Consider the following 16,875-nt stretch of genomic DNA (forward strand, 5'->3'; position numbering starts at 1 on the left):
CTCACGCTCTTCTGGAGCGTTATCGATAGAAGCGAAATCTTTAACTTCACCACCATATGTCTTAGTCAATACTGCTGAGATTGCTGCAGTAAGAGTTGTTTTACCATGGTCAACGTGACCGATGGTACCTACGTTAACGTGCGGTTTGCTACGTTCAAATTTTTCTTTAGCCACGATATATTCCTTTCTATTCAGGATTGTCCGGGATTTGCCCAGACAGTATCAATCAATTAAACGATGATGTCATCCACTTCGGCTATTAACCGCGGGACTCAATAATCGCATTGGCAACATTTTGCGGTGCGTCAGCGTACTTCAAAAACTCCATCGAGTAAGAAGCACGGCCTTGTGTCGCTGAGCGCAAATCTGTTGCATAACCAAACATTTCTGATAAAGGTACTGTTGCACGAACAATTTTGACGCCGGCAATGCCGTCATCCATTCCTTCGATCATGCCACGACGACGATTCAAGTCACCAACTACATCACCCATATAATCTTCTGGGGTAGTCACTTCAACCTTCATGCATGGTTCAAGCAATACTGGAGACGCTTCTAACGCACCCTTTCTAAAGCCTATAGAACCTGCAACTTTAAAAGCCATCTCATTCGAATCCACATCATGATATGAACCGTCATATAAGGTAACTTTTACATCCAAGACGGGGAAGCCAGCTAAAACGCCGTTCTTCATCTGTTCTTGAATACCTTTATCAACTGCTGGAATGTATTCTCTAGGAACCACACCACCAACAATTTCGTTAACGAATTCGTAGCCAAAACCTTCTTCTTGAGGTTCAAGCTTCAACCAAACGTGTCCGAATTGACCTCGGCCACCAGATTGACGCACGAATTTGCCTTCTACTTCGACTGCCTTGCGAATAGACTCCCGGTACGCTACCTGAGGTTTACCCACATTACACTCAACACTAAACTCGCGACGCATACGGTCAACGATAATATCAAGGTGCAGCTCTCCCATTCCTGAAATCAGGGTTTGACCTGACTCTTCATCGGTTTCCACACGGAATGATGGGTCTTCTGCAGCTAGCTTTTGTAGCGCGATCGCCATCTTTTCTTGTGCGGCTTGGGATCTTGGTTCAACAGCAATGGTTATGACGGGCTCTGGGAATTCCATACGCTCGAGAATCACTTTATGGTTTGCATCACAAAGCGTGTCACCTGTCGTGACTTCTTTTAAACCAATTGCTGCTGCAATATCTCCTGCACAAACTTCCTTAATTTCTTTTCGGTCATTTGCATGCATTTGCACCATACGACCGATACGCTCACGCTTTTGCTTTACCGAGTTATAGACAGCAGCACCGGTTTCCAGCACCCCTGAGTAAACGCGTATAAAGGTCAACGTGCCCACGAAAGGGTCCGTTGCAATTTTAAAGGCAAGCGCAGAGAAAGGAGCTTCATCATCTGCAGGACGTGATACTTCCTCTTCCTTTTCATCAATACCTGTAATTGCAGGTACTTCGATTGGAGAAGGCAGGTAGTCAACAACAGCATCAAGCACTGCTTGAACACCCTTGTTTTTAAACGCCGAACCACAAGTCGCTAGCACAATCTCATTGTTGAGCGTGCGCGTGCGTAATGCCTGCTTAATTTCTTCTTCTGTTAGATCAATACCCTCAAGGTATTTATCCATCAGTTCTTCAGAAGCTTCAGCAGCGCTTTCAACAAGGTACTCTCGCATTTCTGCGGCCTTATCTTCGAGTTCTGCTGGGATAGCTTCATAAGTAAAAGTCGTTCCCTGATCTTCTTCAGACCAGTTAATCGCTTTCATTTTAATTAAGTCGACAACACCTTTGAATTCATCCTCTGCACCGATATTCATTTGAATCGGGACACAGGTTGCACCAAGGCGATTACGGATCTGTTCGATCACACCATCAAAGTCAGCACCGGCTCTATCCATCTTGTTGACGAATACAACACGAGGCACTGAATACTTATCAGCTTGACGCCAAACAGTCTCGGACTGGGGTTCAACACCTGAGGAGCCACAGAAGACGACAACAGCGCCATCTAGTACACGGAGTGAACGTTCAACTTCAATAGTGAAGTCAACGTGGCCAGGAGTATCGATGATATTGATACGGTGCTCAGTAAACTGAGCATCCATACCACGCCAGAAAGTAGTGGTTGCGGCAGAGGTAATGGTAATTCCACGTTCCTGCTCTTGTTCCATCCAGTCCATGGTAGCTGCGCCATCATGAACTTCACCGATTTTATGAGACATACCGGTATAGAATAAAACACGTTCGGTCGTTGTGGTTTTACCTGCGTCAACGTGAGCGACAATACCGATATTTCGATATCGCTCAATTGGAGTTGTACGAGCCACGATTACACCCTCTTAGCCAAGACCTAAGTCTTGAATAGATAAAACGAGGTGCAGGCAATCACCTGCACCAGGACATTACCAGCGGTAATGAGCAAACGCTTTGTTTGCTTCTGCCATGCGATGCACGTCTTCACGCTTCTTCACAGCAGTACCTTTGTTTTCTGAAGCGTCTAGCATTTCACCGGCTAGACGTAAAGCCATAGATTTTTCACCACGCTTACGAGCCGCTTCAACCAACCAACGCATACCTAATGCGTTACGACGGACTGGGCGTACTTCACATGGTACCTGGTATGTAGAACCACCAACACGACGAGATTTAACCTCGACTGATGGGCGTACATTTTCCAGGGCTAACTCAAGGATAGCTAAATGCTCAGCGCCTTTCTTTTCAGCGACAACATCTAGTGCCTTGTAAATAATTTTTTCAGCAGTCGACTTTTTGCCGTCCTGTATAATGACGTTGATGAACTTAGCCAGCAACTCACTATTAAACTTTGGATCAGGTAGGATTTTACGTTGTCCTACAACGCGACGTCTTGGCATAACAATTCTCCGTATGCTTCAGGGATTTCCAACAATTAAACTAGCTTGGCCTTACTTAACGGATTGCGTTAAGACTTAGGACGCTTAGCACCGTACTTAGAGCGACCTTGGCGACGAGCAGTTACGCCGGCACAGTCTAGGGCGCCACGTACAGTGTGGTAGCGAACACCTGGTAAATCTTTTACACGACCACCGCGGATCAAAATCACGCTGTGCTCTTGTAAGTTGTGGCCTTCACCGCCGATGTACGAAGTAACTTCGAACCCGTTAGTTAGGCGAACACGCGCTACTTTACGTAGTGCAGAGTTAGGTTTCTTTGGTGTTGTAGTGTACACACGAGTACAAACACCACGTTTTTGTGGGCACGCATTTAACGCTGGCACATTAGTCTTCATGACTTTTGGCTGGCGTGGCTTACGTACCAACTGGTTAACAGTTGCCATGTATAGCTCCGAATCAGTTGATCAAATCAACATTAAGGTGTGAAAAATCTATATCCCACAATGGTGGGACGCGGAATTTTAGAAAGGTAATGCCTGCCTGTCAAGAAATAGACAACTTTTCCTGCAAAAACCAATAAAAAAGGCGCCAAAGGCGCCTTTTTTCAGTTCTATTTACTAAAACCTAACAATAATTAAGTCAGATTTAGCAAGTCAGCCAAGTTTTGCTCAGCTTCACTAGCACTGATAGTTGGTACTTCTTCTTCAGACTGAGTACGCGCTTCATTACGACTCTTATGATGTGCATAACCAGTACCAGCAGGAATCAGACGACCTACAATGACGTTCTCTTTCAAGCCACGTAGTTTGTCGCTCTTACCACCAACCGCAGCTTCAGTAAGAACACGGGTTGTTTCCTGGAACGATGCCGCTGAGATAAAGCTCTCAGTTGCAAGCGATGCTTTGGTAATACCTAATAGCTCACGCTCAAAACGTGCTGGCTGCTTACCTTGAGCTTCTAACTCACGGTTTGCAATCTTCACGCGTGAAACTTCAGCTTGTTCGCCTTCTAGGAACTCACTGTCACCAGCATCAATGATTTCACACTTACGTAGCATCTGACGAATAATCACTTCAATGTGCTTATCGTTGATTTTTACACCCTGTAGACGATATACATCCTGAACTTCGTTCACGATATAGTTCGCAACATTGTGAATACCACGTAGACGTAAAATGTCATGTGCTGCTTCTGGACCATCAGCGATCACTTCACCGCGTTCGACTTTCTCACCTTCGAACACGTTCAGGTTACGCCACTTAGGAATCATCTCTTCATAGTGATCACCGCCATCAGCAGGTGTAATCACTAGACGACGCTTACCTTTAGTCTCTTTACCAAATGAGATCGTACCTGATACTTCAGCAAGAATCGCAGGCTCTTTTGGTTTACGCGCTTCGAACAAGTCAGCAACACGTGGTAGACCACCGGTAATATCACGAGTTTTCGACGATTCTTGTGGAATACGAGCAAGCGCATCACCAACACTAATCGCAGAGTTATCATCGTGATTTACAATCGCGTTACCTGGCAAGAAGTACTGTGCAGTCACTTCGGTGCCTGGAATCATCAAGTCATCGCCATTGGCATCCACCAAACGGATCATCGGACGCATTTCTTTACCCGCAGTTGGGCGCTGACCGACGTCAAGAACAACGATTGAAGATAGACCCGTCAGTTCATCAGTTTGACGAGTCATGGTGACGCCATCAATCATATCAACGAACTTAATACTACCCGCTACCTCAGAGATAATTGGGTGAGTATGTGGATCCCAGCTTGCGATAATTTCACCAGCAGCCACTGTAGAGTCTTCATGCTTCACAAGTACGGTACCGTAAGGAACTTTATAACGCTCTTTCTCACGGCCAAGTTCATCAATAATGGCAACTTCAGATGAACGAGAAACGATCACCAAGTTGTTTTCATTGTTTTCAACAAACTTCGCATTATGCAGTTTCAGTTTACCAGCAGTCTTAACTTGAACATTGTTCTCTGCAGACGCTCTTGATGCCGCACCACCAATGTGGAACGTACGCATCGTCAGCTGTGTACCTGGCTCACCAATTGATTGTGCTGCAACAACACCAATGGCTTCACCGTGGTTAATAATATGACCACGAGCCAAATCACGACCGTAACACTTCGCACAAACGCCGAAGTCAGTATCACAAGTAATTACCGAACGAACGATAACTTCATCAACTGAGTTCTCTTCAAGCTTGTCACACCATGCTTCATCAAGCAGTGTATTGCGAGGAACAAATACGTCTTCTGTGCCTGGGTAGTATACGTCTTCAGCGACAACACGACCTAGAACACGTTCACGCAACGGCTCTACAACATCACCACCTTCAATCAGCGGCTTCATGACAAGGCCTTTGTACGTGCCACAATCATCTTCAATCACAACAAGATCTTGAGCAACGTCAACCAAACGACGAGTTAGGTAACCCGAGTTTGCTGTCTTCAATGCGGTATCGGCTAGACCTTTACGCGCACCGTGGGTTGAGATGAAGTACTGAGAAACGTTTAGACCTTCACGGAAGTTCGCCACAATTGGCGTTTCAATGATAGAGCCATCTGGTTTCGCCATCAGACCACGCATACCTGCAAGCTGACGGATCTGAGCAGCACTACCACGAGCGCCCGAATCGGCCATCATGTAGATACTGTTAAACGATTCTTGCTTCTCTGGCTCACCTTGACGGTTGATGACTGTCTCTGAAGACAGGTTTTCCATCATCGCTTTCGAAACTTTCTCGTTCGCACTTGCCCAGATATCAATGACTTTGTTGTAACGCTCACCAGCGGTCACAAGACCAGACTGGAATTGCTCTTGGATTTCCAAAACTTCCGCTTCTGCATCTGCAACAAGCGTGTATTTCTCTTCTGGGATCACCATGTCATCGATACCTACCGATGCACCAGAGATCGTAGCGAAGTGGAAACCGGTATACATCAATTGGTCAGCAAAGATAACAGTATCTTTAAGACCCAATTGACGATAGCAAGTGTTCAACAGTTTAGAGATCTGCTTCTTGCCCATGTTCTGGTTTACTAGATCATATGACAAGCCTTTTGGCAGAATCATTGACAGAAGTGCACGACCCACAGTTGTATCGACGATACGTGTCGTTTTCACTTTTTCGCCAGTCACATCTGTTTTTGTTTCAGTGATGCGCACTTTTACACGTGCATGCAGTTCAGCAGCACCTGTACGGTAAGCTTTTTCAGCTTCATGTACTGATTCAAACGCCATTCCTTCACCCTTACCATTCACACATTCGCGACTGGTGTAGTAAAGGCCGAGTACCACGTCTTGAGAAGGCGTGATGACCGGCTCGCCGTTTGCAGGCGAGAGAATGTTGTTCGTAGACATCATCAACGCACGCGCTTCTAACTGGGCTTCCAGTGTTAGTGGTACGTGAACAGCCATTTGGTCACCATCGAAGTCAGCGTTATACGCCGCACAAACGAGTGGGTGAAGCTGAATCGCTTTACCTTCAATCAGAACTGGCTCAAATGCTTGAATACCAAGTCTGTGAAGTGTTGGTGCACGGTTAAGCATCACTGGATGCTCACGAATTACTTCGTCGAGTACATCCCAAACCTCTGCAACTTCGCGTTCAACCATTTTCTTCGCAGCTTTAATCGTCGTCGCTAGACCACGACCTTCTAACTTGCCATAGATAAATGGTTTAAATAGCTCGAGCGCCATCTTCTTTGGAAGACCACACTGATGCAGACGTAAAGTTGGGCCTACGGTAATTACCGAACGGCCTGAATAGTCAACACGCTTACCAAGTAGGTTCTGACGGAAACGACCTTGCTTACCCTTGATCATATCAGCAAGAGATTTCAGAGGACGCTTGTTTGAACCTGTAATCGCACGACCACGACGACCATTATCTAATAGCGCATCAACAGACTCTTGTAACATACGCTTTTCGTTACGTACGATGATATCTGGTGCTGCTAGGTCTAATAGACGTTTCAGACGGTTGTTACGGTTAATTACACGACGATATAGATCGTTCAGATCAGACGTAGCAAAACGACCGCCATCTAGTGGTACTAGTGGACGTAAATCAGGTGGCAGAACTGGCAAGACTTTCAGAATCATCCACTCAGGCTTGTTACCTGAGTTGTAGAAAGCTTCAATCAGCTTCAGACGCTTCGTCACTTTTTTGCGACGAGTTTCTGAGTTGATTGATGGCAGTTCTTCGCGCATTTGGTCGATCTCTTTTTCTAGATCGATTGCACGGAGTAGCTCAAGTACGGCTTCTGCACCCATCTTGGCTTCAAACTCATCACCGTATTCTTCTAATGCATCCAGATAAGTTTCTTCTGTTAGCATTTGGCCGCGCTCAAGGCTGGTCATGCCAGGCTCGATTACCACGAAAGATTCAAAATACAGGACACGCTCAATGTCACGCAGTGTCATATCAAGCATTAAACCGATACGAGACGGCAATGATTTAAGGAACCAAATGTGGGCAACTGGACTCGCCAGATCGATGTGACCCATACGCTCACGACGTACTTTAGTTTGGGTTACTTCTACACCACACTTCTCACAAATCACACCACGGTGCTTGAGACGCTTATATTTTCCACACAAACATTCATAGTCCTTAACTGGACCAAAAATACGTGCACAGAATAGACCTTCACGCTCAGGCTTGAAGGTACGGTAGTTAATGGTTTCTGGCTTCTTAACTTCACCAAATGACCAAGAACGGATCAAGTCAGGCGACGCAAGGCCGATCTTGATACCTTCAAATTCTTCAGTCTTGCTTTGCTGTTTCAGAAACTTTAATAAGTCTTTCACGTTTCTCTCCTGAAGGAGTTAAACCGGGTGCTCCGCTCTCGCAGAGCACCATGAGGTTGCCATACATAGCCTAGGCTAGGTCTTATTCTTGATCCAACTCAATATTAATACCGAGTGAGCGGATCTCCTTCAGCAATACATTGAAGGATTCAGGCATACCAGGCTGCATCTGATGGTTGCCGTCGACGATGTTCTTATACATCTGTGTACGACCATTCACATCATCAGACTTCACGGTAAGCATTTCTTGAAGCGTATAAGCGGCACCGTATGCTTCTAGTGCCCACACTTCCATCTCACCGAAACGCTGACCACCGAACTGAGCTTTACCGCCCAGAGGTTGCTGCGTAACCAAGCTGTACGAGCCGGTAGAACGGGCGTGCATCTTGTCATCAACCAAGTGGTTCAGTTTGAGCATATACATGTAACCTACGGTTACCTTACGCTCAAATTCGTTACCTGTACGGCCATCAAACAGTGTCAACTGACCTGAAGTTGGCAGACCTGCGAGTTCAAGCATTTGCTTGATCTCTTTTTCTTTTGCACCGTCGAATGCTGGCGTAGCAATCGGGATACCGCCTTTTAGGTTTTTCGCAAGGCGAATGACTTCGTCATCGGTAAATGAATCAATATCTACTTGCTGTAGTACTTCATCACCTAACTCATAAACCTGCTTGATATAGTCACGCAGCTCTGCAAGTTCGCGTTGCTCTTCCAGCATCTCAGTAATGCGGTTACCCACACCTTTCGCTGCTGCACCCATATGAACTTCAAGTACCTGACCGATGTTCATACGCGACGGAACACCTAGTGGGTTCAATACGATATCCACTGGGTTGCCTTTTTCGTCGTACGGCATATCTTCAACAGGACAAATCTTAGAGATTACACCCTTGTTACCGTGACGACCCGCCATCTTGTCACCGGGTTGGATCGTACGTTTAACTGCTAGGTAAACCTTAACAATTTTCAGTACGCCTGGTGCCAAGTCATCACCTTGAGTGATCTTGCGACGTTTAATTTCAAACTTCTTATCGAAATCAGCTTTTAGCTCTTCTTGCTGTTCAGCAAGTTGCTCTAACTCAGTTTGCTTCGCTTCATCATCGATGACTTGCGTTAGCAGTTGCGAACGAGGAATACTTGCAAGCTGTGCTTCACTGTAACCTGAGTTCAACAGGAGGTTACGAGCACGGCCGAGTACACCTTCTTCTAAGATTTGGAACTCTTCAGTCAAATCTTTCTTTGCTTGAGTAATGTGCATTTCTTCGATTTCAACGGCACGCTTGTCTTTCTCAACGCCGTCACGGGTAAAGACCTGAACGTCGATGATCGTACCTTTTACTGAATTCGGTACACGAAGTGAGCTGTCTTTCACATCAGAAGCTTTTTCACCGAAGATAGCACGCAATAGCTTTTCTTCTGGCGTCAGCTGAGTTTCACCCTTAGGTGTCACTTTACCAACGAGGATGTCGCCACCCTTCACTTCAGCACCGATGTAAACAATACCTGACTCATCAAGCTTCGACAGCGCAGATTCACCAACATTAGGAATGTCAGCCGTAATCTCTTCGCTACCCAACTTCGTGTCACGCGCAATACAAGAAAGCTCTTGAATATGAATGGTTGTGAAACGATCTTCTTGAGCAACACGCTCAGAGATTAGGATTGAATCCTCGAAGTTGTAACCATTCCAAGGCATGAATGCGATACGCATATTTTGGCCAAGCGCCAAATCACCAAGATCGGTAGAAGGGCCATCAGCCAGTACATCACCGCGAACCACTGGGTCGCCGACGCTACAACATGGACGTTGGTTAATACAGGTGTTCTGGTTAGAACGGGTGTATTTGGTCAAGTTGTAGATATCAATACCAGCTTCACCTGGAGTCAATTCTGCTTCGTTTACTTTAACGACGATGCGGCTAGCGTCGACATAATCAACATAACCACCACGTTTTGCAGCAACAACAACACCAGAATCAACAGCAAGCGTGCGTTCAATACCGGTACCAACCAGCGGCTTATCCGCCTTCAGTGTTGGTACAGCTTGACGTTGCATGTTTGCACCCATCAATGCACGGTTAGCATCATCGTGTTCTAGGAACGGAATCAATGACGCAGCTACCGAAATAATTTGCTGTGGCGATACATCCATATATTGGATATCCGCAGCCTTCATAAAGGTAGATTCACCTTTGTGACGGCAAGCAATTTGCTCTTCAAGCATGCGGCCTTCAGAGTCAAGTTCGATATTCGCCTGTGCAATCACATAACGACCTTCTTCGATTGCTGATAAGTATTCGACTTCATCAGTAATCACACCATCAACAACTTTGCGGTATGGCGTTTCTAGGAAACCGTATGAGTTGGTACGTGCAAAACTCGCTAGCGAGTTAATCAAACCAATGTTTGGACCTTCTGGCGTTTCGATCGGACATAGACGACCGTAATGCGTTGGGTGAACATCTCGAACTTCGAAACCAGCACGCTCACGGGTCAAACCACCTGGGCCTAATGCAGAAATACGACGCTTATGCGTTACTTCTGATAGCGGGTTGTTTTGATCCATAAATTGAGAAAGCTGAGAAGAACCAAAGAACTCTTTCACTGCAGCCGAAATCGGCTTCGCATTGATCAAATCCTGTGGCATCAATTCATTTAAATCACCCAGAGATAAACGTTCACGTACTGCACGCTCTACACGGACTAAACCAACACGGAATTGGTTTTCGGCCATTTCGCCAACACTACGAATACGACGGTTACCTAAGTGATCGATATCATCAACTTCATCGAAACCGTTGCGAATATTGATGATGTTTTTCATCACAGCAACGATGTCTTCTTTTGACAGAACCCCGGTACCTTCATCGTCTGCAATCGCCAAACGACGGTTGAACTTCATACGACCTACTTTCGATAGGTCATAGCGTTCTTCACTGAAGAATAAGTTCTGGAACAATGCTTCTGCAGCATCTTTGGTTGGCGGCTCGCCAGGACGCATCATGCGATAGATTTCAACCAGTGCCTCTAGGCGGTTGGTTGTTGAATCAATACGTAATGTGTCAGAAATGTACGCACCTGAATCAAGTTCATTGATGTACAGGGTGCCCACTTCTTTAATGCCAGCTAAAGAAAGCTTCGCTAGATCTTCAAGGCTAATCTCGTGGTTAGCAGAAACGATCACTTCACCCGTATCTGGGTCAATGTAATCCTGCGCAGCAACTTTATCGACAATGTACTCAACTGGTACTTCAAGCTCAGTGGTGTTGGTTTTTTCTAGTTGACGAATGTGGCGCGCAGTAATGCGACGTCCTTTTTCAACCAGAACCTGACCTTCTGAGTCTTTGATGTCATAGCTTGCGGTTTCACCACGTAGGCGCTCTGGAACCAAGTCCATAACCAAGACATCATCTTTGATGCGGAAATCAACGCGGTCAAAGAATAAGTCAAGAATATCCTGTGTGGAATACTCAAGTGCACGAAGAATGATGGTGGCCGGTAATTTACGACGACGGTCAATACGAACAAAAAGAGAATCTTTTGGATCGAATTCGAAGTCTAACCAAGAACCACGGTAAGGAATGACACGTGCATTATATAAAACTTTACCCGAAGAGTGCGTCTTACCACGGTCATGGTCGAAGAATACACCAGGGCTACGATGTAATTGAGAAACAATTACACGTTCGGTACCGTTAATGACAAAGGTACCATTGTCCGTCATGAGAGGAATATCTCCCATGTAGACTTCTTGTTCTTTAATATCTTTTACTGTACCAGCGGCAGCTTCACGATCATACAGTACCATGCGCAACTTCACGCGCAATGGTGCAGAGTACGTAACACCACGAATTTGACATTCTTTCACATCAAATACTGGCTCGCCTAGTTTGTAGCTGACGTAGTTCAGCTCTGAATAACCAGAAAAGCTCTTGATGGGAAAAACGCTACGGAAAGCGGCTTCTAAACCACGCTCACCCGTAGGATCTTGATCGGTGAACTTCTTAAATGAGTCCAACTGAATTGACAGCAGGTAAGGGATATCCAAAACTTGTGGACGCTTACCAAAGTCTTTGCGAATACGCTTCTTTTCAGAATAGGAGTAAACCATGGGTTTCCTCTGATTGCGAGATGTGACCAAGACTGAATAACACTATTGTTAAACAGCACGTTTGCCCATCACCGTTGATGGCAAGAACCTAGCCAGTAATCTCTGCTAGGGACTGCAATATGTGGCGACAAACGGTGAATAAAAAATCGCCTACGCTTACAGCGCAAAAAAGGCCGACGGTTAAAAAACCGCCAGCCTCCACCCGATGACTCGGGAGAGAGTAAGTTAAAGTTTAACTTACTTGATTTCTACTTCAGCGCCAGCTGCTTCTAGATCAGCTTTAAGTGCTTCAGCTTCTTCTTTAGAGATAGCTTCTTTAACTGCTACTGGAGCAGATTCAGCCATACCTTTAGCTTCTTTCAGGCCAAGACCTGTAGCGCCACGTAGAGCTTTAATTACAGCAACTTTGTTTGCACCGTGGTTCGTAAGAACTACGTCAAACTCAGTTTTCTCTTCAGCAGCAGCGCCGCCTTCAGCTCCGCCAGCAACAACAGCAGCTGCAGCAGATACGCCGAACTTCTCTTCCATTGCTTCTACAAGTTCAACAACTTCCATTACAGACATTTCTGCAAGGGCTTCTAAGATTTGGTCTTTAGTGATAGACATTAGAAATAATTCCTATTGTTCTGAATTCAATTTTGTTTAAGCGGCTAATAAAATTAAGCTGCTTCTTTCTGATCGCGCAATGCGGCCAATGTACGTACAAGCTTGCCAGCAGATGCTTCTTTTAGAGTCATCATGAACTGTGCTAGTGCTTCTTCGTATGTTGGCAGTTTCGCCAAACGATCAATCTCAGCTACAGGGATAAAGTCCCCTTCAAAGGCTGCGCCCTTCAGCTCAAACTGCTCTTCTTCTTTCGCGAAGTCTTTTAATAGACGCGCTGCAGCACCTGGGTGCTCATTTGAGAATGCAATTAAAGTTGGGCCAGTGAAAGTCTCTCCAAGGCACTCAAAATCAGTACCTTCGACAGCACGCTTAGCCAGTGTGTTACGTACTACACGTACAAATACACCGTTTTCGCGAGCAGTCTTACGAAGAGCTGTCATTGCACCTACAGTTACGCCGCGTGAATCAGCTACAACTGCAGATAGCGCACCTTTGGCAGCTTCGTTGACTTCAGCAACAATCGCTTTTTTGTCTTCGAGTCTTAATGCCATTGGCTTTACTCCTGGATTTTATCTAGGGAATCCCTAGTCTTTACCAAACTAAATATTAGTATAATATTTAGTAACTTACGGCGCGTATATCCAGCAGAAATAAATCTATCTGGGGTCCGACACCGTCTACGCAGGAAATTAAGTTAACCCGAAACAGTTAACACCTACGGTCTTGGACGGAAGCCTAGTTTTTCATTGAAAAACAGGCTTCAACCCTCAAGGTGCGCGCATTATAGACTAACGCGTGCGCCTTGTAAAATTACTTAACTTCGTTCAGAGTTGCCTGGTCGACAGTTACACCTGCACCCATAGTGGTAGAGATGGTAACTTTCTTCAGGAAAACACCTTTAGCAGAAGCAGGCTTTGCCTTCTTCAGTGCTGCAATCAAAGATTCTAGGTTCTCTTGAAGTTGAACTGGTTCAAAATCCACTTTACCGATAGTCGTGTGGATAATACCGTTCTTGTCATTGCGGTAACGGATCTGACCTGCTTTCGCATTTTTCACTGCGTCAGCAACGTTTGGCGTTACAGTGCCAGTCTTAGGGTTAGGCATCAGACCACGTGGGCCCAAGATTTGACCTAGTTGACCAACAACACGCATTGCATCTGGAGAAGCAATCACAACGTCAAAGTCCATTTCACCGGCTTTCACTTGTGCAGCTAGCTCGTCCATACCGACAAGCTCAGCACCAGCTTCTTTCGCAGCATCTGCGTTAGCGCCTTGTGTGAATACTGCAACACGAACTTCACGGCCTGTGCCGTGTGGAAGTACAGTCGCACCACGTACGTTTTGATCTGATTTACGAGGATCTACACCCAAGTTAACAGCAACGTCTACGCTTTCAGTGAACTTAGCAGTTGCAAGCTCTTTCAACAAAGCAATAGCTTCATTGATTTCGTAGTTTTTAGTTGATTCAACTTTTTCGCGGATAAGACGCGCGCGTTTAGTTAGCTTTGCCATTATATTAGTCCTCTACTACCAAACCCATTGAACGCGCAGTGCCTTCAATCGAACGCATCATTGCTTCAACATCTGCACCAGTCATATCAGCAGCTTTAGTTTCTGCGATTTCTTGGACAGCGCTACGCTTGATAGTACCCACTTTTTCAGTGTTAGGACGACCAGAGCCAGACTTCAGACCAGCTGCTTTAAGCAGTAGGAAAGACGCAGGTGGAGTCTTCGTTTCAAAAGTGAATGAACGGTCAGTGTATACCGTGATAACAACTGGAATTGGCATACCTTTATCGAACTTTTCAGTACGAGCATTGAATGCTTTACAGAATTCCATGATGTTCACACCTTTTTGACCCAGAGCTGGACCAACTGGTGGAGACGGATTAGCAGCACCGGCCGCTACTTGCAGTTTGATGTAACCATCAACTTTCTTAGCCATGAGACATTTCCTCTATTTGGGTTCAAACGCCCGCCGACCTCATGTCGACCTGCTCCCCTTAAAACAACGGGTGCGGATTATAATAAAATCCACACCCAATTCCAAACACATTTTGTGTTTTATTTAATCAACTTTTTTCGACTTGACCAAAATCAAGTTCAACTGGCGTTGAGCGACCAAAAATCATCACAGAAACTTTTACGCGACTCTTGTCATAATCGACTTCTTCAACGGTACCGTTGAAGTCAGCAAACGGACCATCAGTCACTCGAACAACCTCACCAGGCTCGAACATCACGCGATGCGTTGGTGACTCTGTTGTTTCTTGTAGGCGCTGTAAGATAGCATCCGCTTCTTTATCTGAAATCGGTGCAGGTCTATCTGACGTGCCACCAATGAACCCCATCACCCGTGGAATGCTCTTCACTAGGTGCCAGCTTTCATCATTCATTTCCATTTGAACAAGTACATAGCCAGGGAAAAACTTGCGCTCACTCTTACGACGCTGACCAGCACGCATTTCGACCACTTCTTCCGTTGGTACTAGAACCTCACCGAAGTAGTGCTCCATGCCGTGCATCTTGATATGCTCTAACAGAGATTTACAAACGCGGCCTTCATAACCTGAAAACGCCTGAACTACATACCATCTTTTCTTTGCTTCAGTCATTGGTGTCGCCTATACGCCGGTGATGAGGTTAACAATAACCATTAGTAATGAATCGAGTCCCCATAGGACCAAAGCCATAACGCCGGTCGCGGCAAGCACAACAAACGTTGTGTTCAATGCTTCTTGACGCGTCGGCCATACAACCTTACGTACTTCAATGTGCGACTCGCGAGCAAAGCTCATTGCTTGCTTACCTTTTTCGGTTTGCAAAGCAATAAAACCTGCAACCACAAATGTGACAACAACACTAATTGCGCGAATTAGCACACTTTCATCGCTATAGTACTGGTTGCCAAAAATCGCAGCGGCTAGCAAGATTACTACTAAGCCCCACTTTACGATATCCAGAGAGTTACTACCCTGGTCTTCAGTATTCGTTGTCATCGGTTGATTCCGTTACTCACTACGACCTGTACAACTAACCATATGGCTAGCTAAACACAATAAAAATTTCATGATCTAAACAAGTGTTAGATCGGATATATCCGAGCTCACCCTTGGAACAGCTAAGCTCAGAGGTAAAAAATCGGCCATAGATTGTATTCTTATTCAGCGCTGTAAGCAAGGTTGCTGGGCACTCTATAACAATAAAATTCGGCCAATCTAAAGCAGAAAACAAAAAAGGAAGCCGAAGCTTCCTTTTTCAATGTGCTGTTAAGCTTGTCGATTATTCAACAATCTTAGCTACAACACCCGCACCTACTGTACGGCCACCTTCACGGATTGCGAAGCGTAAACCTTCGTCCATCGCGATTGGGCAGATTAGCGTAACAACCATCTTGATGTTGTCACCTGGCATTACCATTTCTACGCCTTCTGGAAGCTCGATAGTTCCAGTTACGTCAGTTGTACGGAAGTAGAACTGTGGACGGTAGCCTTTGAAGAATGGCGTGTGACGACCACCTTCTTCTTTCGAAAGTACGTATACTTCTGATTCGAAAGTTGTGTGTGGGTTGATTGAACCAGGCGCTGCCAATACTTGACCACGCTCAACTTCATCACGCTTAGTACCACGTAGTAGTACACCACAGTTCTCACCTGCACGACCTTCGTCAAGCAGCTTACGGAACATCTCAACACCAGTACAAGTTGTCTTCGTAGTTTCTTTAATACCTACGATTTCTACTTCTTCACCAACCTTGATGATACCACGCTCAACACGACCTGTTACTACTGTACCACGGCCTGAGATTGAGAATACGTCTTCGATTGGAAGAATGAATGCACCGTCGATTGCACGCTCTGGCTCTGGGATATAAGTATCTAGAGCTTCAGCTAGTTCGATGATTTTTGCTTCCCACTCTGGCTCGCCTTCTAGGGCTTTAAGCGCAGAACCTTGGATAACTGGTAGGTCATCACCTGGGAAGTCATACTCAGAAAGAAGTTCACGAACTTCCATCTCTACTAGTTCTAGTAGTTCTTCATCGTCAACCATGTCACATTTGTTCATGAATACGATGATGAAAGGTACACCAACCTGACGTGAAAGTAGGATGTGCTCACGAGTCTGTGGCATTGGACCATCAGTAGAAGCTACAACCAAGATTGCACCGTCCATCTGTGCTGCACCGGTAATCATGTTCTTAACATAATCCGCGTGACCTGGGCAGTCTACGTGTGCATAGTGACGTGCTGGCGTGTCATATTCGATGTGAGAAGTATTAATTGTAATACCGCGCTCACGCTCTTCTGGAGCGTTATCGATAGAAGCGAAATCTTTAACTTCACCACCATATGTCTTAGTCAATACTGCTGAGATTGCTGCAGTAAGAGTTGTTTTACCATGGTCAACGTGACCGATGGT

Annotated in this window: 13 protein-coding genes; all 13 read right to left on the reverse strand. The window is 45.6% G+C overall.

Going from position 1 to position 16,875, the window contains the following annotated elements:
- The coding region (locus tag IEY18_RS16955; protein ID WP_229780013.1) for a GTP-binding protein at positions 1–174 on the reverse strand (174 nt) is incomplete at its 3' end.
- Positions 175–259: 85 nt separating this feature from the next.
- Positions 260–2,356, reverse strand: a complete 2,097-nt coding sequence (fusA, locus tag IEY18_RS16960) for an elongation factor G (RefSeq protein WP_188923023.1) — start codon at positions 2,354–2,356, stop codon at positions 260–262.
- 75 nt (positions 2,357–2,431) lie between these two features.
- Entirely contained in the window at positions 2,432–2,902 is a 471-nt protein-coding gene (gene rpsG / locus IEY18_RS16965) for a 30S ribosomal protein S7 (protein WP_188923025.1), read from the reverse strand.
- A 68-nt stretch (positions 2,903–2,970) separates the two neighbouring features.
- A complete protein-coding gene (gene rpsL, locus IEY18_RS16970) occupies positions 2,971–3,345 on the reverse strand; it encodes a 30S ribosomal protein S12 (RefSeq protein ID WP_188923027.1) in 375 nt (124 codons plus the stop codon).
- A 191-nt stretch (positions 3,346–3,536) separates the two neighbouring features.
- A complete protein-coding gene (gene rpoC / locus IEY18_RS16975; RefSeq protein WP_188923030.1) occupies positions 3,537–7,736 on the reverse strand; it encodes a DNA-directed RNA polymerase subunit beta' in 4,200 nt (1,399 codons plus the stop codon).
- A gap of 82 nt (positions 7,737–7,818) precedes the next feature.
- Positions 7,819–11,850: a DNA-directed RNA polymerase subunit beta gene (gene rpoB, locus IEY18_RS16980; RefSeq protein ID WP_188923032.1), complete on the reverse strand. Its 4,032-nt coding sequence runs from the start codon at positions 11,848–11,850 to the stop codon at positions 7,819–7,821.
- 237 nt (positions 11,851–12,087) lie between these two features.
- A complete protein-coding gene (gene rplL / locus IEY18_RS16985) occupies positions 12,088–12,456 on the reverse strand; it encodes a 50S ribosomal protein L7/L12 (RefSeq protein ID WP_188923034.1) in 369 nt (122 codons plus the stop codon).
- A gap of 53 nt (positions 12,457–12,509) precedes the next feature.
- Positions 12,510–13,007 (reverse strand): 50S ribosomal protein L10, encoded by a 498-nt coding sequence (gene rplJ / locus IEY18_RS16990; protein WP_188923036.1) that lies wholly within the window; start codon positions 13,005–13,007, stop codon positions 12,510–12,512.
- A gap of 259 nt (positions 13,008–13,266) precedes the next feature.
- Positions 13,267–13,968, reverse strand: coding sequence for a 50S ribosomal protein L1 (gene rplA, locus IEY18_RS16995; protein ID WP_188923038.1), 702 nt, complete (start codon positions 13,966–13,968; stop codon positions 13,267–13,269).
- A gap of 4 nt (positions 13,969–13,972) precedes the next feature.
- Entirely contained in the window at positions 13,973–14,401 is a 429-nt protein-coding gene (rplK, locus tag IEY18_RS17000) for a 50S ribosomal protein L11 (RefSeq protein ID WP_188923040.1), read from the reverse strand.
- Positions 14,402–14,528: 127 nt separating this feature from the next.
- On the reverse strand, positions 14,529–15,071 hold the full coding sequence (gene nusG / locus IEY18_RS17005; protein ID WP_188923042.1) for a transcription termination/antitermination protein NusG: 543 nt from the start codon (positions 15,069–15,071) through the stop codon (positions 14,529–14,531).
- A gap of 9 nt (positions 15,072–15,080) precedes the next feature.
- Positions 15,081–15,455 (reverse strand): preprotein translocase subunit SecE, encoded by a 375-nt coding sequence (secE, locus tag IEY18_RS17010; RefSeq protein WP_188923044.1) that lies wholly within the window; start codon positions 15,453–15,455, stop codon positions 15,081–15,083.
- Positions 15,456–15,738: 283 nt separating this feature from the next.
- Positions 15,739–16,875: elongation factor Tu (gene tuf / locus IEY18_RS17015; protein ID WP_188923046.1), on the reverse strand; the 1,137-nt coding region annotated here is incomplete at its 5' end.

This window comes from Shewanella gelidii, from assembly GCF_014647855.1.
Lineage (GTDB): Bacteria > Pseudomonadota > Gammaproteobacteria > Enterobacterales > Shewanellaceae > Shewanella > Shewanella gelidii.